Annotated in this window: 24 protein-coding genes and 1 tRNA gene; 7 read left to right on the top strand and 18 right to left on the bottom strand. The window is 57.6% G+C overall.

All coding sequences use genetic code 11. The features are described 5' to 3' along the window. Window positions 1-10 precede the first annotated feature (10 nt). Window positions 11-886, top strand: a complete 876-nt coding sequence (gene tsf, locus FPZ52_RS04835) for a translation elongation factor Ts (protein WP_146364225.1) — start codon at window positions 11-13, stop codon at window positions 884-886. Window positions 887-1211: 325 nt separating this feature from the next. Here tsf and FPZ52_RS04830 read toward each other — a convergent pair whose 3' ends face one another. The 12 genes from FPZ52_RS04830 to FPZ52_RS04775 all read right to left on the bottom strand — a co-directional run bounded on the left by FPZ52_RS04830 (window position 1212) and on the right by FPZ52_RS04775 (window position 11342). Continuing rightward, a complete protein-coding gene (locus FPZ52_RS04830) occupies window positions 1212-1955 on the bottom strand; it encodes a LuxR family transcriptional regulator (protein WP_146364223.1) in 744 nt (247 codons plus the stop codon). A 318-nt stretch (window positions 1956-2273) separates the two neighbouring features. Next, complete coding sequence (gene mgrA, locus FPZ52_RS04825; protein WP_146364221.1) at window positions 2274-3308, bottom strand: L-glyceraldehyde 3-phosphate reductase; 1035 nt, start codon at window positions 3306-3308, stop codon at window positions 2274-2276. Window positions 3309-3322: 14 nt separating this feature from the next. Beyond that, window positions 3323-4441, bottom strand: coding sequence for a Gfo/Idh/MocA family protein (locus FPZ52_RS04820; protein ID WP_146364219.1), 1119 nt, complete (start codon window positions 4439-4441; stop codon window positions 3323-3325). Window positions 4442-4464: 23 nt separating this feature from the next. Then, window positions 4465-5223 carry a sugar phosphate isomerase/epimerase family protein gene (locus FPZ52_RS04815; protein WP_146364217.1) on the bottom strand — a complete coding sequence of 253 codons (759 nt, stop codon included), beginning with the start codon at window positions 5221-5223 and terminating at the stop codon, window positions 4465-4467. 312 nt (window positions 5224-5535) lie between these two features. Further along, on the bottom strand, window positions 5536-5970 hold the full coding sequence (locus FPZ52_RS04810) for a hypothetical protein (RefSeq protein ID WP_146364215.1): 435 nt from the start codon (window positions 5968-5970) through the stop codon (window positions 5536-5538). 71 nt (window positions 5971-6041) lie between these two features. Continuing rightward, window positions 6042-7061 carry an ATP-binding cassette domain-containing protein gene (locus tag FPZ52_RS04805; RefSeq protein WP_146364213.1) on the bottom strand — a complete coding sequence of 340 codons (1020 nt, stop codon included), beginning with the start codon at window positions 7059-7061 and terminating at the stop codon, window positions 6042-6044. Between the two features lies 1 nt (window position 7062). Further along, window positions 7063-7731 (bottom strand): molybdate ABC transporter permease subunit, encoded by a 669-nt coding sequence (gene modB, locus FPZ52_RS04800; RefSeq protein ID WP_146364211.1) that lies wholly within the window; start codon window positions 7729-7731, stop codon window positions 7063-7065. Continuing rightward, window positions 7728-8483 (bottom strand): molybdate ABC transporter substrate-binding protein, encoded by a 756-nt coding sequence (gene modA / locus FPZ52_RS04795; protein WP_146364209.1) that lies wholly within the window; start codon window positions 8481-8483, stop codon window positions 7728-7730. The genes modB and modA overlap by 4 nt, the downstream gene beginning before the upstream one ends. Window positions 8484-8811: 328 nt before the next feature. Continuing rightward, on the bottom strand, window positions 8812-9102 hold the full coding sequence (locus FPZ52_RS04790; protein ID WP_146364207.1) for a hypothetical protein: 291 nt from the start codon (window positions 9100-9102) through the stop codon (window positions 8812-8814). 195 nt (window positions 9103-9297) lie between these two features. Further along, window positions 9298-9383 (bottom strand) — tRNA-Leu (locus tag FPZ52_RS04785). Between the two features lie 53 nt (window positions 9384-9436). After that, a complete protein-coding gene (locus tag FPZ52_RS04780; RefSeq protein WP_146364205.1) occupies window positions 9437-10789 on the bottom strand; it encodes a TRAP transporter large permease in 1353 nt (450 codons plus the stop codon). Between the two features lies 1 nt (window position 10790). Beyond that, the gene (locus tag FPZ52_RS04775) at window positions 10791-11342 is read right to left on the bottom strand and encodes a TRAP transporter small permease (RefSeq protein WP_146364203.1); all 552 of its coding nucleotides are present in this window, start codon (window positions 11340-11342) and stop codon (window positions 10791-10793) included. A gap of 111 nt (window positions 11343-11453) precedes the next feature. Between FPZ52_RS04775 and FPZ52_RS04770 the strand changes: the two genes are divergently transcribed. Both FPZ52_RS04770 and FPZ52_RS04765 read left to right on the top strand, forming a co-directional pair. After that, a complete protein-coding gene (locus FPZ52_RS04770; protein WP_146364201.1) occupies window positions 11454-12032 on the top strand; it encodes a YqaA family protein in 579 nt (192 codons plus the stop codon). Further along, window positions 12032-12499: a disulfide bond formation protein B gene (locus FPZ52_RS04765; RefSeq protein WP_146364199.1), complete on the top strand. Its 468-nt coding sequence runs from the start codon at window positions 12032-12034 to the stop codon at window positions 12497-12499. Before FPZ52_RS04770 ends, FPZ52_RS04765 begins: the two co-directional genes overlap by 1 nt. Here the strand turns inward: FPZ52_RS04765 and FPZ52_RS04760 are convergent. Next, window positions 12496-12744, bottom strand: a complete 249-nt coding sequence (locus tag FPZ52_RS04760) for an usg protein (protein WP_146365660.1) — start codon at window positions 12742-12744, stop codon at window positions 12496-12498. The two genes, FPZ52_RS04765 and FPZ52_RS04760, sit on opposite strands and share 4 nt — an antisense overlap. Before the next feature lie 210 nt (window positions 12745-12954). Here FPZ52_RS04760 and gyrA point away from each other — a divergent pair, with 210 nt between their 5' ends. Further along, window positions 12955-15696, top strand: a complete 2742-nt coding sequence (gene gyrA / locus FPZ52_RS04755) for a DNA gyrase subunit A (protein WP_146364197.1) — start codon at window positions 12955-12957, stop codon at window positions 15694-15696. 99 nt (window positions 15697-15795) lie between these two features. Next, on the top strand, window positions 15796-17133 hold the full coding sequence (locus FPZ52_RS04750) for an HlyC/CorC family transporter (protein WP_146364195.1): 1338 nt from the start codon (window positions 15796-15798) through the stop codon (window positions 17131-17133). Here the strand turns inward: FPZ52_RS04750 and FPZ52_RS04745 are convergent. Continuing rightward, the gene (locus FPZ52_RS04745; RefSeq protein ID WP_420851708.1) at window positions 17130-18662 is read right to left on the bottom strand and encodes a helicase HerA-like domain-containing protein; all 1533 of its coding nucleotides are present in this window, start codon (window positions 18660-18662) and stop codon (window positions 17130-17132) included. The two genes, FPZ52_RS04750 and FPZ52_RS04745, sit on opposite strands and share 4 nt — an antisense overlap. A gap of 386 nt (window positions 18663-19048) precedes the next feature. On the opposite strand from FPZ52_RS04745, the gene FPZ52_RS04740 reads away from it, so the two are divergent. Continuing rightward, on the top strand, window positions 19049-19687 hold the full coding sequence (locus FPZ52_RS04740) for an invasion associated locus B family protein (RefSeq protein WP_168201265.1): 639 nt from the start codon (window positions 19049-19051) through the stop codon (window positions 19685-19687). Window positions 19688-19710: 23 nt separating this feature from the next. Here the strand turns inward: FPZ52_RS04740 and FPZ52_RS04735 are convergent, their stop codons facing one another. From FPZ52_RS04735 to FPZ52_RS04720, 4 genes are read right to left on the bottom strand one after another with little or no spacing between them, the layout of a single operon-like run. Further along, entirely contained in the window at window positions 19711-20919 is a 1209-nt protein-coding gene (locus FPZ52_RS04735; RefSeq protein ID WP_146364189.1) for a beta-ketoacyl-[acyl-carrier-protein] synthase family protein, read from the bottom strand. Further along, on the bottom strand, window positions 20916-21176 hold the full coding sequence (locus FPZ52_RS04730) for an acyl carrier protein (RefSeq protein WP_146364187.1): 261 nt from the start codon (window positions 21174-21176) through the stop codon (window positions 20916-20918). The genes FPZ52_RS04735 and FPZ52_RS04730 overlap by 4 nt, the downstream gene beginning before the upstream one ends. A 32-nt stretch (window positions 21177-21208) precedes the next feature. Next, window positions 21209-22303: a UDP-3-O-(3-hydroxymyristoyl)glucosamine N-acyltransferase gene (gene lpxD, locus FPZ52_RS04725; protein WP_146364185.1), complete on the bottom strand. Its 1095-nt coding sequence runs from the start codon at window positions 22301-22303 to the stop codon at window positions 21209-21211. A gap of 37 nt (window positions 22304-22340) precedes the next feature. Continuing rightward, the gene (locus tag FPZ52_RS04720) at window positions 22341-23948 is read right to left on the bottom strand and encodes a L,D-transpeptidase family protein (RefSeq protein ID WP_146364183.1); all 1608 of its coding nucleotides are present in this window, start codon (window positions 23946-23948) and stop codon (window positions 22341-22343) included. 293 nt (window positions 23949-24241) lie between these two features. Between FPZ52_RS04720 and mepK the strand changes: the two genes are divergently transcribed. Beyond that, complete coding sequence (gene mepK, locus FPZ52_RS04715; protein WP_146364181.1) at window positions 24242-24820, top strand: peptidoglycan L,D-endopeptidase MepK; 579 nt, start codon at window positions 24242-24244, stop codon at window positions 24818-24820. Window positions 24821-24831 lie beyond the last annotated feature (11 nt).

Raw genomic sequence — 24831 nt, 5'->3', positions numbered from 1 at the left:
AGAGCCAAAGATGGCAATCACCGCTGCACTGGTTAAAGAGCTGCGCGACAAGACAGGCGCAGGCATGATGGACGCCAAAAAGGCGTTGACCGAAAACGATGGCGACATGGAAGCCGCTATCGACTGGCTGCGCACCAAGGGCCTGGCGAAAGCTGCCAAGAAATCCGGTCGTACTGCTGCTGAAGGTCTTGTTGCTGTGGCTGTCGAAGGCGGCAAAGGCGTCGCCGTCGAAGTGAACTCCGAAACCGATTTCGTCGCTAAAAATGCTGACTTCCAGGCCATGGTTTCCGGCATTGCGAACGCTGCGCTGACCGTTTCCGATGTCGAAGCGCTGAAATCGGCCGATCTGGGTGGTAAGACCGTCAATGACGTCATCACCGACAAGATCGCGACGATCGGCGAAAACATGTCTGTGCGTCGCATGGCCGTTCTCGAAGGCCAAAGCGTCGTAACTTACATCCACAATGCGGCTGCCGACAACATGGGCAAGATCGGTGTTCTGGTAGCGCTGAGCGGCGACAACGCCGAATTTGGCCGTCAGGTTGCGATGCATGTTGCTGCGCTGAACCCGGCTTCACTCTCCGAAAACGACATCGATCCGGAACTTGTCGAGCGCGAAAAAGCCGTTCTGTCCGAGCAGGCCCGTGAATCCGGCAAACCCGAGCAGGTCATCGAGAAGATGATCGAAGGCCGCATGAAGAAGTACTTCTCCGAAGTGACGCTTCTGAACCAATCCTTCGTCATCAACCCCGACCTGACTGTCGGCGACGCAGCGAAGGAAGCTGGTGTTGAAGTAACCGGATTCGTTCGCCTCGAAGTCGGTGAAGGCATCGAGAAGGTCGAAGAAGACTTCGCAGCCGAGGTCGCAAAAGCGGCTCAGGGCTAACTCCGCGCGGGCAGGAGCTCGCGCATCGGAAGACAAGAAAAAAGGCGGTGAGGCCGGAAATCCTCACCGCCTTTTCATTTGCGATCGTCACGATTGGGGATGGACGACAACCGCAAATGGGTGCTTCCCGAAAGGCCGAAAATGCGACCCACGGGAAGCGAAACTGCCCCGCAACGTACCGATAATGCGGCACTACACGAGACACGTTCCCTGACCCCTAAGAGTCACCAGCTCGGGAACAGCTGGAAATTGCCAGTTAAATTTCCCTTACGGTAGTAAGGAATACATGACCTTACGTTATACGGTGGCGTCGATCTATTCAGGTCTATGCTTCTAAAACGAAAATCTGGTTCTGTACGGACGCCTTCATCACCGCCTGTGCCGTGGTTTCGACATCCAGAACTTCGCGTGCCAGCCGAAGATGCTTTTCGATGGTGGCCGGCTTCAGCCCCATGATAATGGCAATGTCCTGCATGGTTTTGCCATCCCCGACCCATTCCAACGCTTCCCGCTGACGCGGCGTCAGAGCTCGCGACGAACTGGAGTAGGGCAAGTCCATGATCTTAAGGTGCATGATGTTGTTCATCGCCAGAATCATGCGCCCATGTTCTTCCCAGATTGCATCCACATCGTCTTGTGAAAGATCCTTCCGCGCGGTTAGTCCGATCGCACCTTTATGGCGCGCCAATGCGCTTTTGAAGCTGATCGAGTAACCGTTTGTGACACCCATCTGACGGTTGAAATCCACAACCTTGCGTTCGCTGGGCGTCAGAGCATCAGAGTGCTCAGATATCCAGCGCCAACTACACGCACCAGTATTTGCCGCAGCCCATTTTGTCATCGGGCCATGATTATACAGACGGTCATTGATGAACCGATCTGTGTAGGCTTTGTCGTGATTGGTCAGAACAAGGCAATCCAGCGGGTCACCAAACGAATGTGCCGTGCGAAACCTAGTGAAACCATACAGCAGCCGATCGAATCCATACTTTGTCATCTCGTCAATATGACGGACCCAGACTTCCTCGATCGAGCGGGCCTCATTCACATATTCGATGAAGCTCAGCATGATGCACTGATCCTTTAAATACCATTCAATCGAAATACTACACGGCGGAACCGAGTCAACTCGAGCGTCTGGACTATAGTCCTTTGCGCTTCAAACTGTCGAGCCAAGAGAGGACCTAAGGTAATCCTTGAAATGAAAAAGCCAAGAATTGCGCAACACTGGCTATTATTTTTGTCATAATTCAGATTATAATATTTATAGAGCACAGTTGGTGCGCGCTACCATGAAGTGCGACTCCTATTAGAAAACAATAATCTATCTAATAAGAGAAAAAAGCGACTGCTGCTCAGGTATCGCTCACAAGTTGTATAATGATAATCAGCCAGCCCGCTCTGCTGATCGCGCCCAAAGGTTTATTCCATCTGGCCCGGAAGCCTTGTCGATGAGCGCGCGTTCTTCTGACGTAAAATCCAAATTTCCAGTTGCGCCGACACAGTCGGTTACCTGTTCCGGCCTGGACGCGCCGATAAGTGCAGACGTGATCCCGTCGTCGCGCAGCACCCAGGCAATCGCCATCTGCGCCAATGTCTGCCCACGCGATTGCGCCAGATCGTTCAGATCATTCAGATGCGCCACAACTTCGGGGGTTATCGTTTCCGGGTTAAGCGACTTTCCCTGTGTTGCACGGCTGCTGTCCGGGATGCCGCCAAGATATTTCTTGGTCAGCAATCCCTGCGCCAGAGGCGTGAACGCAATGGATCCAACGCCAAGCTCCTGCAGCGTGTCTTTCAGACCGTCCTCCTCCACCCAGCGGTTCAACATGTTGTAGCTTGGTTGGTGGATCAGACAGGGCGTGCCCAGATCCTTTAGGATTGCGACGGCCTCACGCGTGCGCTGCGAGTTGTATGACGAGATACCCGCATAAAGAGCCTTGCCTTGCCGAACGATGCTATCCAGCGCACCCATGGTTTCTTCCAGTGGAGTATCGGGATCAAAGCGATGGGAATAGAAGATATCGACATAGTCCAAGCCCATACGCTGCAGCGATTGATCCAGCGACGAAATGAGATACTTTCGGCTGCCCCATTCACCATACGGGCCATCCCACATGTGATAGCCCGCCTTGGTGCTGATAATCAGTTCGTCACGATGGCCGGCGAAGTCCGTTCTCAGTATTTCACCAAATGCCGTTTCCGCGCTGCCACCCGGCGGACCATAGTTGTTCGCCAGATCGAAATGCGTGATGCCCTGATCGAAGGCCTCGCGGCAGATCGCCCGCTTGGTCTGATGCGGCGTATCCTCGCCAAAGTTATGCCACAATCCCAGAGAGATGGCGGGCAACTTCAGCCCAGATTTTCCGCAGCGGCGATATTGCATACGGCTATAGCGGTTCTCGGCCGGCTGATAGGTCATCACGTCTCCTTGTGTCAGCCCAGCAGCTTGCTGGCTTCGTCTGGTGTCACGGCTTTCGGGCGTTCGCAGGTCGTCGTCATCTTGACGAACTCTCCGCTTTCACCGGATTTCAAAACACCCGTCATAACTTCGACCACATGCAGCGCCAGTTCAAGCGAACAGCGATGTGGCCGATCCTCGACAATGGCTTGCGCCATGTCCGCAAGGCCTGCCGTGCGATAATTGGCCCGTTCGCCTTCATTGGCGATGCCGAACGGATGCTCGGGCTGATGCATCTCGCTGATCTGACCGTCACGACCTGCATATTCCACCTTACCACCGAAGAAGTTGGGGTCCGGCACGAACAACGTGCCTTCGGTGCCGTATAGCTCCATGTTCCCATGGCGGTGCGCCCAGACGTCCCAGCTGGTTGAGACCGTGATGGTCGCGCCGCTCTTGAAATGAAGAAGCGCGTGAATGTTTGTGGGCGTCTTCACCGGGACAGTCTCGCCCTTGCGCGGCTCGGAAGTGATCGTGCGCGTGTCAGCCGCCATGCTTGTCAGGGCAGCAAGTTTATCCACTGGACCAAGTAGTTGCACGAGGTTCGTGATGTAATATGGGCCGAGATCCAGCATCGGCCCGCCGCCCGGCAGGAAGAAGAAATCCGGATTGGGATGCCAATGCTCCATGCCGTGGCTCATGACGTGAGCTGTGCCTGCCGTGACCGTGCCGACCTTGCCTTCATCAATGGCCGCGCGCGCGGCCTGATGCGCGCCACCCATCCAGGTGTCCGGGGCCGATCCGACCCGCAGCCCCTTGGAATCCGCCAACGCGCGCAGTTCTTCGCCTTCTTCAAGCGACAGAACCAGCGGCTTTTCGGAATAGGCGTGTTTTCCGGCTTCCAGAATCGCCTTGCTGACCGCGAAATGCGCGTCCGGAATGGTCAGGTTCAGGATCAGTTCGATGTCATCTGCCGCAAGCAGATCATCCACCGTTTCAGCGCGAACCCCGAATTCCTCCGCCCGAGCGCGCGCTGCGTCCATATTCAGATCCGCAACTGCCCGCATTTCCAACGCCTTGAATTGCGGAGCCAGGCGAAGATAGGCTGCCGAGATATTGCCGCATCCGATGATTCCAACGCCAATCTTGTTCATTGTCAATTCCCTGCCCTTATTTCTTAAAGCTGTTTCGCGGCTTCGATCGAACGGCTCGCAAACCGTTTGTGATCGCTGGGATTGTCGTGTTCCATCACAAAGAACTGTGCCTTTGTCTTTTCGCGCAGCGTGGCCATAATGGTTTTCCAGTCCATCACGCCCTGCCCCAGATCGGCCCAGCCGTCTTCGTCGGTACAATCACCTTCCGGCGCGATATCCTTCAGATGTGCGGCTACGATGCGGTCAGCATATTTGTCGATCCATTTCAGCGGGTCTTCGCCACCACGCACGACCCATGCAACATCCAGCTCCAGGGCGAGTTGGTCGCTGCCTTGCAGGATCAGATCAAGCGGCTTGTCATCACTGTCTACAGTTGCAAACTCGAAATCGTGGTTGTGCCAGCCAAAGGTTAATCCGGAATCCCAGTACGGTTTGCCGATCTCTGCTAGATCCTTGCCCAGCTTTTCCCAGTCAGCGGCTTTCTGGCTGCGCTGGTCGGGACCGATCGCCGGCACGAATACAGCCTTCATATTCAACGCTTCGGCCACTGCCAGAATACGGGCGGATTCGTCGCGCATCATTTCCAGGCCGACATGGCCCGTGGCCATGTGCAGATCGTTGGCCGTCAGATCCTCTTTCAGCGCGTCCAGGTCGTCCAGATTGGCATACAGCCCGCCGAAGCCCTCAACCTGCTTGTAGCCAAGGCCTGCCAGCATGGCGAGCGTATCCGACAAAGGCGGGAAATTGCGCGAACTGTATAGCTGATAGGAAAAATCGGTCATGGTTTCTCTCCCTGTCGATAAGGTTGCGCCCCTCCTGCGGAGCACGAGTTCCGTTGCGATGAGGCTTCGATACGCCAGCCAAGGCACCGCCTCCGTCAAGGTGCAACCCACACGTCACCTACCGGCCCATGGCACGGCACCCAAACGGGTTTTCTGATGATGTGGATGAACCTCCCTGTTCCTCCGCCCTACACCTGCTCAGGTGCCGGACAAGGGATTTATGTTAGCGGTAAAGGAGGATGTCAAATGTAAAAATTTCGACCTGCGAAAAAACGCGCAGGTCGAACTATAGTTGAACCTGCAACGATTCCGTTAGCTCAGCTTACGTGCGGTTCTTTCCCAGCGCGCATAGACGTAGAAAAGAAAGGCCAAGGCGCAGGTCGTTACCATAAGATACAGCCCCAGAACCCCCATTGCGCCCAGCAAGGTCGGGCGAGTGAACGCCAGCGTCCAGACGGTCAGCAAGACAAGCGCTGCAAAGGCTGTGAACAACCAGAGCACCGAGAAACTATTGCGTGCCCATAGAAGAAGCGCACCAGTCAACCCGCCGATGGTCCCGAGCGCCCAAACAAGCGTCAGCCACATGGGCATCGTGTTCAAGAACTCCGCCTGCTTTTCCGTGAAGCGGTTTGTGTAGAAGTCGAGCCCGATCTGGTTGAGCGCGAAATCGCAGGTTCCGATCAGATAGAACAGGATCGCGGCCAGCGCGACGGGCCAGTGATGCCATGAAGGTCTGCTGTCAGGCATAGAAATCTCCGAAGCCAAGGAACTGACGACAGAATCCTTGTCGCGGGCCCCGATGTCCAGCCTGTTTCGCGCTAATTCCCGCAGCGTGTCGGCATCGCTTCAGCCGATAGAAGGCTGGCCCAGATCTTTCGGCCGGGCCGCAGGTCAAGCCCCGATGCCTTGGCGTCGCCCAACCGGACTGCGAGCACATGGCCGTCCAGTTCGACATGCACCTTGCCCGTGGCGTTATCGTCAGGCGCGGAAACAATCCGAGCGGAAAAGGATCCCAGCGTCGCGGCGTTCGCAACTTCGTCATGGCTCAGCAGGATGGATGTAGCCGGCACATAGATTCGCCGTCGTCCGGCATCATCATGATCCGCAGGCAGGCGAAGTTCCCGACCGCCAAGCTGTGCGCAAAGCTCGCCATTCCCGGCACGCCGAACAAAAAGCTCGATGCAGTTTTCAACAGGTGCGGGCTGCGTAACAATGCGCCCATCTCTAATGCGGATAACCTGTCCGGCCAGCGCGCGTACCTCATCCATGTCATGCGTCACATAGAGTGCCGGACAATGGATCGAAGCGATGGCTCGCGCAATGAACGGCATCAACTCATGCTTGGTAGCGTCGTCCAGTCCCGTCAACGGCTCGTCGAGGCAGAGAAGTGATGGTTTGGTGGCTAGAACACGCCCCAAGGCAACGCGACGTTGTTCACCGCCCGACAGCCCCTGCACGCGACGAGGCAGCAGCGGCGCCAGCCCAAGTGCATCGAACACAGGACGGCAGGCATCGACCGAGATCCCGGCCCGCCCTGCGCCGTAAAGCAGGTTCTGTTCCACGTTCAGATGCGGGAACAGTCGCGGTTCCTGAAACATCATCCCGATGCGACGCTTGTGAATGGGCGTTCGGTTCCCCTGCCCTTGCCAAAGCTGATCACCCAGTTGCACCGTGCCTTGGGCGTTGGCTTCCAAGCCTGCTATGATGCGCAGCAGCGTCGTCTTTCCTGATCCGCTGGGGCCTGTAATGGCGGTGACACCTTCATCGGGAAAATCTTGTCTGACCTTCAGATCGAATCCCGGGCGCGTCAGCGATACATTGAGCGATAGCCGAGCCATCCTAACGCCCTTTCGACTGGCCCGGGACAACCCGGTAGACGATAGTGAGCACGGTCAGCGACACCAGCAGCAACCCGGCTGACAGGATATGCGCCGTGCGATAATCAAGCGTCTCGACCGCCGTATAGATTTCCACCGCGATAACCCGTGTTTCGCCGGGAATGTTGCCGCCCACCATAAGAACGACCCCGAACTCGCCAAGTGTATGCGCAAAGCTTAACACCGCAGCCGCAAGGAACCCCTGCCGTGACAGCGGCAAGACTATGCTGCGGAAACGGTCCAAGGGGCCGGCGCCGAGTGTGGCTGCGGCTTCTCGCAAGCCCTGTCCGACGCCACGAAAGGCTGTGTGCAGGGGCTGCACCGCGAAGGGCAGCGAATAGACGATTGAAGCGATAACCAAACCCGTGAAGGAAAAGGTCAGCGTGCCTCCAGTGATCGAAAGCCACGCCGAACCGACGAAACTGGTCGGGCTGAGCAGAACCAGAAGATAGAAGCCCAGCACCGTGGGCGGCAACACCAGCGGAAGAGCCGTCACGGCCTCAACCAACGGGCGCCAGCGCGACCGCGAACTGGCCAGCCACCACGCGGTTGGCGTTGCGATCACCAGCAGGCACAGCGTTGTGACCGTCGCCAATCGCAACGTCAGCCAGACAGGTTCCCAGATACTCACGGGCGTGCCTGCGTGTAGCCGAATTTTTCAAGCACAGGCAGTGTCGCATCGGACAGAAGGTAATCGAAGAACCCGGCCGCCTCCCGAGGGCTAACGGCCTGCGTCAGAAGCACGGCATCCTGTTGGATGGGGTCATGCAAAGATGGGTCAATCACCATGAAGCCGTGCTGATCGGCTTCGGGCAGCGCCATGATCTGGCTAAGGGCAACGATTCCAAGTTCGGCATTGCCGGAGAAGACGAAACCGAAGGTTTGCCCGATGTTTTCGCCGATGACGATTTTGGACGCGGGGATGTCAAGTTGCTTGGCGGAAAGTGCTTGCATCGCCGCCTTGCCGTATGGAGCAAGACGCGCATCTGCGACGGCAAGTTTTCGAAACTCACCGCTTTCCAGTAGCGCGCGGGCAGAATCTCCGTCCACTTGATCGGGCGCGTAAAGTGCAATCCGGCCAATCGCGTAGGGAGCGCGGCGCTCGACCAGGCCTTCGTAATCAAGCCTGTCGGGTCGCGATGTATCGGCAGACAGAAAGACATCGAACGGCGCGCCATTGATGATCCCCGCAGCATGCTTGCCCGAAGATCCGAAGACCAGTTTTACTGAGGTACCAGTGTCTTCCTCGAACTGTGCGGCGATTTCTTCTGCCGGGTAGCGGAAATTTGACGCGACCGCGACTGTAACATCGGCACTTGCCGACAACGCGGCTACCGCCCAGACAAAACCTAGCCCCCATGACATAGCTGACTTGACGCGCATTCGGGTCTCCTTGATTGCGCCATATTGCTAACCTGCAGAGCGGTTCAGAACAAATGCTTAGATCGAAAACAACTTCGCTAAAATCTTGAGTGTGAAGCCGATTGAGCTTGGGCAGGTGGCGCGTAGTTGCGCCGGCTGCAGCAGGAGGCTGTCCAAGGTCATCGTTCGGGCTTATGATTATGGTGTCCTAGGAGAGCCACGAACTCTCACGCTGTTGCCAGCGGGGATTTCGACCTATCCTGGTTGATGATCAATACAAGGGCATATGCCTCTTTCGGTCCTACGAACATAACAGAAACGAATCCGTGAAGGTGGGACACGCGCTTTATCACCGTGGAAAAAGCGTCTGGATAGCTCTGTACCATTCCTCGCGAACTTCCGGTTTGCGAACCAGAAGCGCTATGATGCATGTTGCGAATGTCGCAAAGCCGATCACGAAGTAGGAAATTATGACCTCTGCTAGCGAGCCACCCAAAACTGCGGCAACGATCGCAGCGACCCAGGCGACAAGCCCACTCAGAAAAATGTAACCAACCGCCATCGGGTCATCCAGTGCTTTCTGCGCATCCTTCAACTGCAGGATGTTGTCAACGCTAACGCACAACTTACGGTGAGGCAAGGCGGGTTTCCGCCTATGGCCTCACTTCCGTATCCCGCCGCGAGGACCGACCCAATGCCCGAAAGCAATCTCATAAAGGTGAATACAAGCGTACTGATAGCAAGGACAAATTGTAACGTGGGCCCTGGCATTGGGAACCGCGAGAAAACCGAACACAAAGAAAGGGTAGCGGAAAATATGGAAGTTATTGATTATTGGTGCCCGAGGAGAGACTCGAACTCTCACGCTGTTACCAGCGGGGGATTTTGAATCCCCTGCGTCTACCATTCCGCCACTCGGGCCACCGACAGTCCGTTTAGCCACTTGTTGGGGGAGGGTCAACGCGTCTTACACGTCAAAATAGAAAGTCGACCGACGCGAGGGTGAGGACCGGAAACGCGATCAGCAACACCACGCGGATCAAATCCGAAATAATAAACGGCAGGACGCCTCGATAGGTTTCACTGATCGGGACATCAGGATCTATTCGATTGATAATGAACAGGTTCATGCCCACTGGCGGCGTGATCAATCCAACTTCCACCACGATCAGGGCCAGGATACCGAACCAGATTGCCGTCTCCTCTGCACCCAGTCCAAAATCAAGCGCGGCGATGATCGGAAAAAATACCGGGACCGTCAGAAGGATCATCGACAGGCTGTCCATCACGCAACCGAAGATCAGGTAGAAGACGAGAATCAACGCCATAACCGCGTAAGGTGACAGGCCACTTCCCAACACCATCTGCGCCAATTGTTGCGGCGTCTGGGTGAAGGCCAGAAAACTGTTGAAAAGCTGTGCTCCGAGCAGAATCAGGAAGATCATGCCGGTCGCGGCTGCCGTTTCCAGAAACGCGTCACGCAGGCCGCTCCAGCGCAACCCGCCGAACATCACCGCGTAAAGCGTCGTGGTCACCGCGCCGAAGGCCGCGCCCTCTGTTGGCGTGAACAAGGCCTGGACATCGGGGCGGCTCCAGTCCCAATCGCCGATGATGCCCCCCATGACCAATGCAAAGATCGTGGCGACCGGCCAAACGCTTGCGAGCGCTTTCCAGCGCATGGGCACAGGGACGCGTTCCACCGTCGGCGCGGTCGAGGGTTTGCGCCACGCGATGATCTGCACGGTCACGATGTATCCCAACGCGGCCAGCACACCCGGCACCATTGCCGCAGCGAACATTTTCACGAGGTTCTGTTCGGTCAGTATCGCATAGATCACGAGAATCACAGATGGCGGGATCAGGATGCCCAGAGTGCCGCCCGCCGCCAGAACGCCTGTGGATAGAGCATCGGAGTAGCCGCGTCTGCGCATTTCAGGCAGCGCCACCTGGCCCATCGTCGCGGCGGTCGCCAGCGAAGACCCGCAGACCGCGCCAAAACCCGCCGAGGCCCCGATCGCGGCCATGGCAATACCACCGCGCCGGTGACCGACCCATGCGCTGGCCGCCCGAAACAACGCAGCGCTTATACCCGAGCGCGTGGCAACATGCCCCATCAGAAGAAACAGGGGCACGATGGACAGCGAATAGCTGGCAAAACTGTCGTAGCTGAGCGTTTTCAACTGGCTCAGCGCGGCGTTGGGCGTTCCGATCACGATCCAACTACCGAAGAAACCCGTCATTGCCATCGCGGCGGCAACGGGAACACGCAGGAAGATTGCGGTTAACATCGCGACAAAGCCGAACCCTGCGAGTGCCAGGCCCTCCATGTCACGCCACCTTGCGAGACTGGCTGGAGGGCATGGCAACCGACCAAAGACAGGTTACAAAGAACAGCACCGCACCGGGCAGACACAGCACGTAAGGGATCCAGACCGGAATCAGAAGTTCATAGCTCGTTTCCACGTAGAACGGTTTGTCTCCTAGCGACAGAACGGCCCGTAAGATATCACTTCCAAACGGAAATCTTTCACCAAAACCCAGCCATAGTCGCCACAGGATGACCCCGCTACACAGGCTCAGCGCAACATTGCCGATGATCGTCAATCCGCGACCGATTCGTGCCGGCAACCGTTCCGCCAGCGCATCGACCGTGACATGGCCGCGCATTACCTGGCACCAGGGCAGCACGCTGAACACCACAATGGCGCATCCCATCTCGATCAATTCGAAATCGCCGCGGATGGGCCGGATGCCAAGCCCGGCCAACGCACGACCGGATACCGAAGCAATCGTGATCGCCGACATGGCCAACAGGATGAACCCCGCAGCGATCGCCAGGGTTCTTGCGAACCATCTGATTGTTGCTTCGATGCGCGCCATACCATCCTCACAGTTGCGAGCGATGCCTAGCGGCCTCAATGCATGGAGGCAACGCCCCTTGACGTTTGCGCATGCAGCACGTCTTAACTTGCCCAAACCGGAGGGACATGAATGCTGCGACGCCTCTATGGCTGGACAATCGAGCTTGCCGAAACCCGCTATGCGCTGCTGGCCCTTGCCGTTGTCGCCTTCGTCGAGAGTTCCGTTTTCCCGATTCCCCCGGATGTGTTGATGATCCCGATGATCATCGCTGCGCCCAGACGAGCGTTTCTGATCGCGGGCGTTGCGACGGTTTCATCTGTCGTCGGCGGGCTGTTCGGGTACTGGATCGGTTATGCGATGTTCGACAGCATCGGGCGGCCCGTTCTGGAATTCTACGGCAAGGACGCCTATTTTGAGGCCTTCGCATTGAAGTATAATGAATGGGGCGCCTGGGCCGTGCTTATTGCCGGCGTCACGCCTTTCCCCTACAAGGTGATCACGATCCTTTCGGGGAGCACGGCACTGTCACTTCCCGTTTTCATGGTGGCATCGGTCATCGCACGTGGGCTGCGGTTCTTTGTCGTTGCTGCGCTGCTATGGAAATTTGGTGACCCCATCCGCGATTTCATCGAGCGTCGCCTGGGGCTTATGTTCACCTTGTTCGTCGCCCTTTTGGTCGGCGGCTTTGCAGTACTGAAGTTCATCTGATGACGCGCAAAATCTATATCCTCGCTGCCACGGGCGGTTCCGCAGCACTTCTGCTCGGTGCGCTCGCATTTCAATTCATCGGCGGCCTCGCGCCCTGCCCGATGTGCCTCTGGCAACGCTGGCCGCATCTGGTCGCCGTGTTGATCGGGCTGCTCGCCCTGCGCTTCACGGGCGCGTTGCTGCCTGCGGCTGGAGCGCTGGCCGCACTGGTCACCGCGGCAATTGGCGCATACCACGCGGGTGTAGAGCAAGGCTGGTGGCCCGGCCCATCCTCCTGCACCGGCGATGCTGGTGCGCTCACTGGATTAGGCGGTGCGGACCTTCTGAGTACGGACGCGCCAACAAACCTCGTCATGTGCGACGAGATCGTGTGGTCGCTTGCCGGAATTTCCATGGCCGGCTGGAACGCGATTGTTTCGGCCCTGCTCGTTGTTGTTTGGCTCAAGGCGCTTCGCGTGTCACGCTAGTGCAACGTGAATTCGCCTGTGACATTGCGCCATTCTCCGGGTGCGATCATCTTGCGATGCGTGAAACGCACGGAATGCAGCGGCCCGTCGATTTCGCTCTGCCAGAACTCGATGAATTTGAACAAGCGCGGGTGATCCGGCGCGAGGTCATATTCCTGCCATATGAAGCTGTTAAGCACGTGGGCGTAGTCCGGCATGTGGTAATAAAGTTCTGCCGTCGTCAGCCCGTAGCCCTTTAACATCATCTCGGTTTCGTTCACTTTGGTGGTCTCCTTTCAGATGTCCCCCGTTACCAGCTTGCGCTGATTAAATTACTTTTCAAGAAAAACAGTATGTTAGCACTCTCCAGTGATGGCTGCTGGCATGTTTGTGACACTGGCATTGCAGGTCTGTCCCGCCCTCTGATATAACCCCCCAAAGCCCTTTGAGGCATCTGAGCAGTAAGGTCGAGATACGTGAACGACACACCGGAAACGCCTGAAAACGAAGACGAAAACCCGAAGCGACCGGCATATGACGGCCCGGCGATTTCCATCGCGGATGAAATGCGGTCGTCCTATCTCGATTACGCGATGAGCGTTATCGTCAGCCGTGCGATCCCCGATCTGCGCGACGGGCTGAAACCGGTGCATCGGCGCATCCTGTTCGCCATGCACGAAACCGGCAATACGCATGACAAGGCATACCGCAAATCGGCGCGTCCTGTCGGCGACACAATGGGTAAATACCACCCGCATGGTGATAGCGCGATCTATGACGCACTGGTCCGGATGGCGCAGCCCTTTTCAATGTCCCTTCCCTTGCTGGATGGGCAAGGAAATTTCGGGTCTATGGATGGCGATGGTGCGGCGGCCATGCGTTACACCGAGGTCCGGATGGACAAGCCCGCCAGCTTCCTGTTGGCGGATATCGACAAGGATACGGTCGACTATCAGGACAATTATGACGGCAAGGACCGCGAGCCTTCTGTCCTGCCCGCGCGCTTTCCAAACATGCTTGTCAACGGCGCTGGAGGTATTGCCGTAGGCATGGCCACGAATATCCCGCCGCATAACCTGGGCGAGGTGATCGACGCAACGCAGGCATTGATCGAGAACCCCGATCTCGATTCCGAACAGTTGATGGACTACATCCCCGGCCCCGATTTTCCGACGGGCGGTGTGATCCTGGGCCGATCCGGGGCGCGCAAGGCCTATCTCGAAGGTCGTGGCAGCGTGATCCTGCGTGCCAAGACGCGGATCGAGGAAATCCGCAAGGACCGTTATGCGATCGTGCTGGACGAGATCCCCTACCAGGTCAACAAGGCCGCGATGATCGAAAAGATCGCCGATCTGGTGCGCGAAAAGCGGTTGGAAGGCATCGCGCATGTGCAGGACGAATCCGACCGTGTCGGCGTTCGCGTGGTGATCGAGTTGAAGCGCGACGCGACACCCGATGTCGTGCTGAACCAGCTGTTCCGTTTCACGCAGATGCAAACGTCGTTCGGGTGCAACATGCTGGCACTGAACGGTGGCCGGCCAGAGCAACTGACGCTGCGCAAGTTCCTGACTTCTTTCATCGGTTTCCGCGAAGAGGTCGTCGCGCGCCGCACGGCTTTCGAGTTGAACAAGGCACGTGAACGCAGCCATGTGCTGTGCGGTCTGGCCGTGGCTGTGTCGAATGTGGATGAGGTTGTAGCCAGCATCCGTTCGTCGGCAGACGCCGCAGAGGCGCGTGAAAAGTTGATGACGCGCCGTTGGCCGGCCTCTGACATCGCCGAATACATCCAACTGATCGACGATCCCAGCCACACGATGAATGATGACGGGACCTATAACCTGTCCGAGGCGCAAGCGCGTGCGATCCTTGAATTGCGCCTGCAACGGCTGACGCAGATAGGCGTCAAGGAAGTCACGGATGAACTGCAGGAACTGGCCGCAAAGATCCGCGACTATCTGGATATCCTGCGTTCGCGCGAGCGGATCATGAACATCATCTCGTCAGAGTTGGCAGAGGTCAAAGACCAGTTCGCCGTTCCTCGCCGCACCGAGATCGTGGACTGGTCCGGTGACATGGATGACGAGGACCTGATCGAGCGCGAAGACATGGTCGTGACCGTGACGGAAACGGGCTACATCAAGCGGACACCTCTTGCGGATTTCCGGGCGCAGAAGCGCGGGGGCAAGGGCCTGTCCGGTGGCGGCTTGAAAGATGATGACGTCGTCACGCGGATGTTTGTCGCGAACACCCATACACAGCTTCTGATCTACACCACCGACGGCATGGTCTATAAGCTGAAAACGTGGCAGTTGCCGCTTGGCAGCCGCAGTTCGCGTGGCAAGGCGATCGTGAATATCCTGCCGATCGAAACCGGTGTTTCGGTGGCGTCGGTCATGCCCGTGGATGCACCAGAGGACGAATGGGACAATCTGCAGATCGTCTTTGCGACGTCTTCTGGTGACGTGCGCCGGAACGCCCTGTCCGATTTCACCAACGTCATGCGCAACGGCAAGATCGCGATGAAATTGCCCGAAGGGGTATCTTTGGTCCGAGCGCGCATCTGCAGCGAAGATGATGACGTGATGCTTGTCACCGCCTCCGGTCGTGCAATCCGCTTTCGCAGTACCGATGTTCGGATATTCAAGGGGCGCGGATCGACGGGTGTACGTGGCGTACGCCTGAACGAAGATGATCGGGTCGTCTCCATGGCCGTGATCCGCCATTTCGAGGCCAGCCCGGAAGAACGCGCCACCTATCTGAAAATGCGCCGTGCCGTTGCTGGTATGGCGAATGATGCCGAGAACGAGGACGATGAAGCCGTGGGCGAGGTCGCCCTGTCCCCCGACCGCTATGCCGAAATGTCCGCTTCTGAAGAGCTTCTTCTGACAATCACGGCCAACGGGTCGGGCAAGCTGACCTCTACCCACGACTACCCGGTCCGCGGCCGCGGTGGCATGGGTGTAGCCGCGATGGATCGCGCGATGCGTGGCGGGCCGCTGGTTGCCTGCTTCCCGGTCGAGATGGGCGATCAGGTCATGCTGGCCACGTCCACGGGCCAGTCGATCCGTTGTCCGGTCGAAGGAATCTCATTCCGGTCCCGCGCTGCTGGTGGCGTGAAGGTCTTCAACACGGCGCCGGGTGAAGAAGTCGTCTCCGTCGCCTGGATCGCTGAACAAGGCGATGAGGATGATGAAGACAACGGCACGATCGATGACTGATCTCATGAGGCTGCGTCAGCATGCGCAGCCTCTCCCCCTTGCAGTACGGATCGCGCAAACGCACAGTAGATCCATTATTGGCTGATCTGGTGACATTTCATGGAAGAAAGCTCTGCGCTTCTGGACGTAACCTTTTGGGTTAGCGCCGGCGCGATCCTGTTGCTGCTGTTCTGCTCGGCGTTCTTTTCGGGATCCGAGACGGCACTCACGGCCGCGTCGCGCGGCAAACTGCGCTCTCAGGCGGATAGCGGTTCCGCCGGTGCCGCCAAGGCGCTGGAACTGACCGACGACAGTGAACGTTTGATTGGCGGCATTCTACTGGGCAACAATATGGCCAACATTCTGTCGACCGCCTTGGCCACCGCCTTGTTCACCCGCACATTTGGCGATTCCGGTGTTGCGGTCGCGACGCTGGTGATGACAGTTCTGGTGCTCGTCTTTGCCGAAGTTCTTCCCAAAACCTATTCGATCTCGGCCCCTGAACGCGCGGCGTCGCTCAGCGCCCCGGTCGTTGCGCCGGTTATCACCGTGCTGTCTCCGCTGGTTGGAGCGGTGCGGTTCTTCGTTCGCGGAATCTTGTCCGTATTCGGCGTAAAGATCGCCCCTGGAAGCAACATCCTGGCCGTACGCGAAGAAATCGTCGGAGCTCTTCAATTAGGCCATTCTGAAGGCGTGGTGCAAAAAGAAGATCGCGACCGTCTTCTGGGGGCACTTGATCTGGGCGACCGGACCGTGGAAGAAATCATGCGCCACCGGTCCAGCATCGAGATGATCGACGCCGATGCTGCGCCCGAGGAAATTCTGGCCCAGGCGCTCGATTCTCCGCACACCCGCCTTCCCGTTTTCCGCGATCATCCAGAGAATATCATCGCGGTTGTGCATGCCAAGGACTTGTTGCGCGGCGTGCACGAATACATGAGCAATGACGAGACGCGCGGCGAAGGACTCAAGGGCTTCAACGTGCTCAAGGTTTCGCGCAAGCCGTATTTCGTCCCCGAAACGACGACGCTTGACGACCAGATGCGGCAGTTTCTTCGCCGCCGCACCCATTTCGCATTGGTTGTCGATGAGTATGGCGATCTTCAGGGGTTGATCACGCTGGAAGACATCCTCGAAGAAATCGTGGGTGAAATAACCGACGAATTCGACACCGGTGAGGAAGACGGAATCGAGCGCGCCGCGGACGGCCATTTCCTTGTGGACGGCGCAATGACCATCCGTGATCTGAACCGCGCCAAGGACTGGAATCTGCCGGATGCGGAGGCGAACACCGTGGCCGGGCTCGTGATACACGAAGCACAGATGATCCCGACCGTCGGCCAGGTCTTCAACTTCCATGGCTTCCGGTTCGAGGTGGTCGCGCGGGAACACAACCGCCTGACGCAGTTGAAAATCACTCCAATTGGTCGAAGAACCTTAGAAGACGAGGAAAGCTAGCGCCCTTTGAACAGCCCGCCCAGAACGCCGCGCACAATGGCCCTGCCGGATTGCGTACCAAGCTGGCGGGCGAAGGATTTGGCGAAGGCTTCCGTCACACTATCGCTGCGACTGGATCGGGACCGCGCTTTCGTTGATCGACCAACTCGCGTGCCGTTATATCTGCGCGCCTGAGAAAATTCGCGATCAGACGGATCACTCTCATCCAGCCTTGTTTCGGTCTTTCCTGCTTCCTTCGCGGCCGCATCTGCGCGGGCTTTCAACATCTCGAAGGCCGACTCCCGATCCACGGCTGTATCGTATTTTCCGGCCATGGCAGATGCCGCGAGAATCGATTTACGGGTCTCGTCGGGAATCGGGCCAAGCTGACTGCGTGGCGGGCAGATCAGCGTGCGCTCCGCCATTCCGGGAACGCCCTTTTTCTCCAACATAGAGGTTACAGCCTCGCCCGTGCCAACCTCTCGCAAACAGGTTTCCAGATCGAGCCTTGGATTGTCGCGATAGGTCTCAGCTGCGGCCTTCAGCGCCTTGCGATCTTGCGCCGTGAATGCGCGCAAGGCATGTTGGATGCGATTACCCAACTGGCCAAGGATATCCTTCGGGACATCGGACGGATTCTGCGTGACGAAGTAAACACCCACACCTTTGGACCGGATCAGCCGCGCGACCTGCTCCAGCTTGTCCATCAGGGTTTTGGGCGCCCCGTCGAACAGCAAATGAGCTTCATCAAAGAACAGAACAAGCTTGGGCTTGTCCGGATCGCCAACCTCAGGCAGAGTTTCGAACAACTCCGACAGCAACCACAGCAGCACGGTCGCATAGAGGCGCGGTGATCCCATCAGCTTGTCAGAGGACAGGATGTTAACAAACCCCCGTCCCTCGTCATCAATCCGCATCAGATCAACCAGTTCCAGCGCAGGCTCGCCGAAGAACTGCGCCGCCCCGTCATTTTCAAGCATCAGAAGCCGACGCTGGATCGCGCCGATGGATGCCGTGGACACGGCGCCGTAACGGTGGCTGACCTCGGTCCGGTGTTCGCCCAGCCACGCAAGAAGAGATTGAAGATCCTTGAGATCCAGAAGCGGCAGCCCCTCATCATCGGCGATGCGGAAGGCGACGTTCAGAACCCCTTCCTGTGGTTCCGACAACTCCAGCAATCGTGACAGAAGAAGCGGGCCCATCTCCGTGATCGTGGCTCGAACGGGATGTCCGGTTTGGCCGAAGACATCCCAGAATGTGACCGGGCAGTCGCGATAGGCGTAATCGCTATAGCCGATCTTCTGCGCGCGCTCCTTGAACGGGGCGTCCGTATCGGCATCGGCCGACCCGGCCATTGCAAGCCCACCCAGGTCACCCTTCACATCCGTCAGAAAGACCGGCACGCCTTCTGCGGATAGTGCCTCTGCCAGAATCTGCAGTGTCACGGTTTTGCCGGTTCCCGTCGCCCCGGCGATTAGCCCATGGCGGTTTGCATGCTTAAGCAGCATGTATTGCGGCGTCACATAGTTCTCGCCGCCACCACCGATCATTATCTGCTCAGTCACCGATCCTCCTACCCATTGTTTTCATTTTCAAAATTATTCCACTTAGACTGGCCAATTCATGCAATCTGGGCAACGGTAAGCAGGTATTTCCTTCGGATTTCAACACTTTCCCTGCGATCTGCGCAAGCTTGGATTGCTTTGCCGTTCAACTTGTTAGTTCATGTTACAAATGACTGTTGACGGAGACTGCGACTCAACGTAGCGTTCCGGGCATTGAAGACGTCGGCCAGTCCGACAGGGAGCAAAAACTGTTTTTTAAGGGCCCTTCGGGGCCCTTTTTCTTGTGTACGGCTCTGAGACATTCATCACTGACACAGAACGCTTGGCATGCTATGCGGTCTGGCATGTCGAGCAACGAAATGAGAGACAAGATGCAGATTTTGCGCCTTTCAACCTTCCTTGTGGCGTGTGCGGGGGCCGGAATGGCCATCGCTCAGGATCAGGGTGATGCGACCAACGAAACTGAAGGCATGACCGAAGAAGCGCCTGCCACAGAAGCAGCGCCAACTGGGCCCCAACAAGGGCAAACATATGTCAAAGAAACCTTCACCGACTGGCAATTGCGCTGCGTGACACTCGATGAAGTTGAGGACCCTTGCGAGGTTCACCAGACGCTAAGCGACGAAAGCGGCACAAGAACGGCGGAAATCAACATCTTCCCGCTTCCCGATACAGCTCAGGTGCCGGCTGGTGCGACGATCGTGACGCCGCTTAACACGCTGTTGCCAGAAGGCGTTAGCTTCACCATCGGCAATGCACAAGGCAAGCGGTACCCCTTTACCTTCTGCAACCAAATCGGATGTGTAGCGCAGCTCGGGTTGACCGAAGCGGAAGTGAACAACATGAAAGCTGGTAGCGAAGCGCATGTACAGATCGTACCAATGGCTGCGCCGGATCGCACGGTTGATCTTCAAGTATCGCTGTCGGGCTTTACGGCTGCTTTCGATGCAGTCAGCGCCCTGCCACAACCGGAAGATGCACAGCAAACGCTGACACCTCCGGCGCAGTAATCAGATCAGATCGCGGTGCCGTCTTAGACCTTGCGCAGAGCCAGCACCGCGTTCAGCCCACCAAAGGCGAACGCGTTCGACATCACCACATCGACCTTCGCATCCCGCGCCTCGTTGGGCACAACATCCAACGCACACTCAGGATCGGATTCTTCATAGCCGATGGTCGGGGCGATCACGCCTTCGCGCAAGGCCATGATACAGGCCAGAAGCTCCACTGCGCCTGTGCCGCCGATGACATGGCCGTGCATGGATTTGGTTGACGAAATCATCAGGTCATCGGCATGCGCCCCGAAAACATCTGCAACCGCAGCGCATTCCGTTTTGTCATTGGCGGCGGTGCCGGTCCCATGCGCGTTAATGTAACCCACGCTTTCCAATGGCACCTGCGCATCCGCAATGGCGCCCCTGATCGCACGCGCAGCGCCTTGCTTCGACGGCATCACGATATCCGACGCATCCGACGTCATGGCAAAGCCGATCACCTCGGCCAGAATATCCGCGCCGCGGGCCTTCGCGTGTTCAAATTCCTCGAACACGAACACCGCCGCACCTTCCCCCTGCACCATTCCGTTACGGTTGGCGGAAAACGGGCGACATGCATCTCGGGACATGACCCGCAGCCCTTCCCACGCTTTCACACCACCGAAGCACAGCATGGATTCGGAACCGCCAGCCATGACGACCTTGGCCCCACCGCCACGGATCAGGTGGAACGCCTGGCCCATCGCATGGTTCGATGACGCACAAGCCGTCGCCACTGTGAAGCTCGGCCCCATCAGGTTGTAGTTCATTGACAGGTGACTACAGGCAGCGTTGTTCATCAGCTTCGGCACAACAAACGGATGGACCCGGTTCTTACCATCCTCGTAGACGGACCGGTAGTTTTCGTCCGAGGTCTGCATCCCGCCACCGGCTGTTCCAAGGATTACGCCCGACTGCGCGGCCAACTCGCCCTCGAAGGACAGCCCGGACTGTTTGATCGCCTCTTCAGCGGCAATCAGCGTGAACTGCGTGAAGCGGTCGTAGAGCGCGATTTGCTGGCGGTTGAAATGGGTCTCGGCGTCGTAGTCCCGGACCTGCCCACCAATTTGAATGGACAGGCGTTCGACATCGCGGATGCTCAGTTGACCGATCCCACAGCGCCCCTCACGCATCGCGTCGAGCGTTTCATTAACGGATTTTCCGAGCGCATTGATCGTACCCTGCCCGGTTATGACCACGCGTTTCATGATTGCTGATCGGCCACCAGCCCCTCAACTGCCGACACAATCGCCTGAACGGAGGAAATATCGAAATCGCTTTTCTCAGGCTCATTGGCATTGAACGGCACCTGGATGTCGAAAGCTTCCTCTATTGCGAAGATGCTTTCCACCAGACCGAGGCTGTCTATCCCCAGATCCGCAAGCGACTGGTCGAGAGAAATATCGCTAACATCTAGCACGGCCTGTTCGGCAATGATTTCGATAACCTTGTCGCGGACCGTCATGCAGTCTTCTCCCAGCCTGTATTGTCGCTGATTTAGTCTTTTTCCTCGGCCTTTGAAACCGCTTTTTGGATTTCCCTGACCTCACGGAAAAGGCGGGGCAATCGGCGCAGGGCTTTATAGACCTCGACATGAGTGTCCATTTTCATCGCGGGATAGCCGAGCAAAACCCGCCCGTTAGGTGCGTTGGTGAATATTTTCGTTGCACCCCCGGCAACCACATCATCGCCCACGAAGATATTGTCATTCACGCCGACCTGACCGGCAAGCACCACACGATTGCCGATCCGTGATGAACCGGCAACGCCGACCTGACCGCATAGAAGGCAGTCTTCACCCACTTGAACGTTGTGGCCAAGATGAACCAGATTGTCGATTTTGGTGCCCCGCCCGACACGCGTGGCACGGATCGTGCCGCTGTCCAACGTGGCATTGGCACCGATTTCCACATCATCGCCGATCTCCACGCCGCCTAGCGAATGGATGCGCGTCCAGTGCTGTTCCGCATCGGCTCCACGGTCAGACCCCAGCGTTTCACGTATATTTTCGACCGCTGATTTCTCGGGCGTCACAAAGGAAAATCCATCCGCGCCAAGCACGCATCCCTGATGAAGAATCACGCCGTCACCAATCCGGACACGGTGGGCGATCCGCACACCTGCATGGACCAGCACACTCTCCCCGATCTGGCAGTCCGCGCCGATGGAAACATGCTCGGCGATACGGGCGTTGTCTCCGATGACCGTGTTTGCACCAATCACCACGAACGGACCGATAGAGGCACCTGCACCAAGTCGTGCACTCGGATCGATCACTGCCGATGGATGAATGCCGTCGCCGATCTCCGGACCGGTATCGAGAGTCTTCGTAAGCGTCGCCATCGCATAGCGCGGGCGTGGTACGTAAAGTGCAGCTTCTAGTCCGAAGCCCCGCCAATCCGCGCCGTCCCAGAGGATCGCAGCTCGCGCGCCGCCTTGTTGCAGCCCATCAGCATATTTGGGATCCATCGCCAATGCCAGGTCATTGGGCGTCGCGCTGGCGGGCTCCGCCGCAGAGGTAACGGTGAGGCTCGCATCACCCTCGAACCGAGCGCCGAGCGCCTTCGCAATCTCGTCGATCCTGAACCGCATGTCTCAGGCACCTTTCATAAGAAACGTGCCAAAGGATTTAACCGTCCGCGGACAGAGTTGTAACCCCAGCGATCTCCAAAGCACGAAAAACTCGCGCATCACGCTCATAAACATCGCGGCGGAACTGGGTGCGGCCTTCGGGCTGCGTGAACGCTGTGCGGTAAATCAGATGCACCGGAACCGGGGTGTCCAGCATGATGGTGTTTTCACGTCGGGTGTTCAGCCTTTTTTTGAACAGGGCCTGCGGGTCATCCGTTTGCGGCGCAAGCAGCGCATAGGCGAAATCGAACGGATCACCCAACCGGATACAGCCATGGCTATAGGCCCGCGTTTCCCGCGCGAAGAGCGATTTGGACGGGGTGTCATGCAGATAGATGTTGTACTTGTTCGGGAACATGAACTTGACCAAGCCCAACGCGTTGCCCTGGCTTGGCGGCTCCTTCAGACGGAACGGGAAATTGCGCGCGTTATATGCACGGAAATTCACGGCCTGCCGTGACACGGGTTGCCCGCTATTGTCGATCAATTGCAGATGCGGAACCGCGTTTGGATTACGCTGTAGCTGCGGCAAGTACTCCTTCGTCGTAATCGAGCGGGGAACATTCCAGGTCGGGTTCACCACCATGAACTCCATCACATCCGAAAATTCCGGCGACTGATGATCCAGCCGAGACTTGCCAATGACGGAACGCGTCTCGAAAGTGACCTTCCCATTGTCGATGATCTTGGCAGTGAAATCGGTCAGGTTCACGCGGATGTGGCGTTGCCCCAAGGGTCGGTTGAGCCAACGCTCGCGTTCCATCGCGACGATGATCTGTTGCAGGCGTTCCTCGGCTGTTCTGTTCAACTCTGCCAGCGTCCCCGGCCCGACCACACCGTCCTGAGCCAGACCGTGGTCTGCCTGAAACGCAACAACCGCGTCTCGGGTGGCCCCATCGAAACGGTCATTTGCCACGCGACGCATATATCCCAGAGCCACGAGCTTGGTCTTGAGCGCCCGCACCTCCGCCCCTGCACTTCCGGCTTCCATCTTCTCGGCTTCAACAGACGGCCCCCAACCACCACGAGCGACTGTTTCCTCCATCTCGAACTTTGCATGCATTAGCCGCGCATATTCTGCGGTTTGCGGTGGCAACTGATCCAGAAAGGCCCGCGGTGAGCTTTGCTCGAAGGCGGACAAAGTCTTGATCGGATTGCGGCGCGGTGCTTCGCGCTTGATGCCCGGATGCACACGGGTCGGTACCAGCACGCCGCTTTGCACATCGCGCGCATAGGCCAGGAAGCTCGCGCTCATCTGCGCTTCCAGCTTGGCAAGCTGCGACGGTGTGCGTGCCGTTCGCAGCTGTGAAGCGATCAGGTCCTGCTTGTAGCGTTCTTGCGGAAGCGCGTGATCAGCCGCCTGTGCCAGCACGTTCAGCAAGGCTTCACGCCGCCGCGTATCATCGGCATCCCCGCCGATCCAGATCGGGTCGAAATCGCGATCCTTGTAGAAGCTGGACAAGGCCCGCGACTGCCCAACCTCACGCGCAATCGAAAGACGCAGCGACGCATCGCTGTCCTGAGCCATCAACGGCCCAGACACCAACCCCAGAAGGCCAGAAATTACACCGCCACGAATAGCGTGACGCAGATCGAACGCGATCATGAAATCCTCGAATAAACTGCTCGGTTTTGTTCAGGTTACCCAAAACCGAAATGATGAACAAAAACACAATTTCGACAGTGACCGCCCTGTCTCCGAAAGGACACGCTCGGTCACTCTTTCCACGGTAACCATGTCTTCAGATTTTTGCGGCAGGAATCCGCGCATGCCGTGGTGTCAGCCAACTTTACGTGGACCCGGGGCTTTGGATGCACAGAAATCTTGTGTCATAAGGCAGTTTGTGGGATGGTTTATGAAAATGGCCGCGAATGTGGCCCTGTAATGGCAGGACAGGCATGACTACTGAAAACGGGCGCTCCTCCGGTGTGTTCACTCGGCGTAGCCTATTGGCTGCGTTTGCTGCGACGACGGTCGCGGCCGCACCGACCTACAGCAAGGCTTTTGGATTTCTTAAAGGCGCTGGCGATGTCCGGCGCCTTCGCATGTATTCCGGGCGGACGGGTGAAAGCATCGACATGATCTATTGGGTCGATGGCAAGTATATCAAACCCGCCATGGATGAAATCAGCACATTCATGCGGGACTGGCGGCAAAATTCTGTGAAGCCAATCGACTATCGCACAATGGATGTGATGGCGGCGGCGCATGGGCTGCTGGACATTGACGAACCCTACATGATGCTGTCGGGCTATCGGTCGCCTCAGACCAACGCGATGCTGCGTAGTCGTTCGTCCGGCGTTGCTAGAAACTCGCTGCATATGAAAGGCCAGGCCGCCGATCTACGCGTCAATGGTCGCAGCGTCTCTCAGATCGCCAGCGCCGCTGCGGCCTGCAAGGCCGGTGGCGTTGGCCGGTATTCACGGTCCAACTTCGTTCACATGGATTGCGGTCCGATACGGACCTGGGGCAGATAAGCCCTACGACC

Source organism: Qingshengfaniella alkalisoli (assembly GCF_007855645.1).
Classification (GTDB): domain Bacteria; phylum Pseudomonadota; class Alphaproteobacteria; order Rhodobacterales; family Rhodobacteraceae; genus Qingshengfaniella; species Qingshengfaniella alkalisoli.
The sequence above is the reverse complement of the archived record's forward strand: the minus strand, read 5'-3'. Positions and strand labels throughout refer to the sequence as shown.

Excerpts from the sequence above, each read along its gene's own strand:
- tsf (WP_146364225.1), top strand. The coding sequence starts at position 11 with ATGGCAATCACCGCTGCACTGGTTAAAGAGCTGCGCGACAAGACAGGC.
- FPZ52_RS04830 (WP_146364223.1), bottom strand. The coding sequence starts at position 1,955 with ATGCTGAGCTTCATCGAATATGTGAATGAGGCCCGCTCGATCGAGGAA.
- mgrA (WP_146364221.1), bottom strand. The coding sequence starts at position 3,308 with ATGACCTATCAGCCGGCCGAGAACCGCTATAGCCGTATGCAATATCGC.
- FPZ52_RS04820 (WP_146364219.1), bottom strand. The coding sequence starts at position 4,441 with ATGAACAAGATTGGCGTTGGAATCATCGGATGCGGCAATATCTCGGCA.
- FPZ52_RS04815 (WP_146364217.1), bottom strand. The coding sequence starts at position 5,223 with ATGACCGATTTTTCCTATCAGCTATACAGTTCGCGCAATTTCCCGCCT.
- FPZ52_RS04810 (WP_146364215.1), bottom strand. The coding sequence starts at position 5,970 with ATGCCTGACAGCAGACCTTCATGGCATCACTGGCCCGTCGCGCTGGCC.
- FPZ52_RS04805 (WP_146364213.1), bottom strand. The coding sequence starts at position 7,061 with ATGGCTCGGCTATCGCTCAATGTATCGCTGACGCGCCCGGGATTCGAT.
- modA (WP_146364209.1), bottom strand. The coding sequence starts at position 8,483 with ATGCGCGTCAAGTCAGCTATGTCATGGGGGCTAGGTTTTGTCTGGGCG.
- FPZ52_RS04780 (WP_146364205.1), bottom strand. The coding sequence starts at position 10,789 with ATGGAGGGCCTGGCACTCGCAGGGTTCGGCTTTGTCGCGATGTTAACC.
- FPZ52_RS04775 (WP_146364203.1), bottom strand. The coding sequence starts at position 11,342 with ATGGCGCGCATCGAAGCAACAATCAGATGGTTCGCAAGAACCCTGGCG.
- FPZ52_RS04770 (WP_146364201.1), top strand. The coding sequence starts at position 11,454 with ATGCTGCGACGCCTCTATGGCTGGACAATCGAGCTTGCCGAAACCCGC.
- FPZ52_RS04765 (WP_146364199.1), top strand. The coding sequence starts at position 12,032 with ATGACGCGCAAAATCTATATCCTCGCTGCCACGGGCGGTTCCGCAGCA.
- FPZ52_RS04760 (WP_146365660.1), bottom strand. The coding sequence starts at position 12,744 with ATGATGTTAAAGGGCTACGGGCTGACGACGGCAGAACTTTATTACCAC.
- FPZ52_RS04750 (WP_146364195.1), top strand. The coding sequence starts at position 15,796 with ATGGAAGAAAGCTCTGCGCTTCTGGACGTAACCTTTTGGGTTAGCGCC.
- FPZ52_RS04745 (WP_420851708.1), bottom strand. The coding sequence starts at position 18,662 with ATGATCGGTGGTGGCGGCGAGAACTATGTGACGCCGCAATACATGCTG.
- FPZ52_RS04740 (WP_168201265.1), top strand. The coding sequence starts at position 19,049 with ATGCAGATTTTGCGCCTTTCAACCTTCCTTGTGGCGTGTGCGGGGGCC.
- FPZ52_RS04735 (WP_146364189.1), bottom strand. The coding sequence starts at position 20,919 with ATGAAACGCGTGGTCATAACCGGGCAGGGTACGATCAATGCGCTCGGA.
- FPZ52_RS04730 (WP_146364187.1), bottom strand. The coding sequence starts at position 21,176 with ATGACGGTCCGCGACAAGGTTATCGAAATCATTGCCGAACAGGCCGTG.
- lpxD (WP_146364185.1), bottom strand. The coding sequence starts at position 22,303 with ATGCGGTTCAGGATCGACGAGATTGCGAAGGCGCTCGGCGCTCGGTTC.
- FPZ52_RS04720 (WP_146364183.1), bottom strand. The coding sequence starts at position 23,948 with ATGATCGCGTTCGATCTGCGTCACGCTATTCGTGGCGGTGTAATTTCT.
- mepK (WP_146364181.1), top strand. The coding sequence starts at position 24,242 with ATGACTACTGAAAACGGGCGCTCCTCCGGTGTGTTCACTCGGCGTAGC.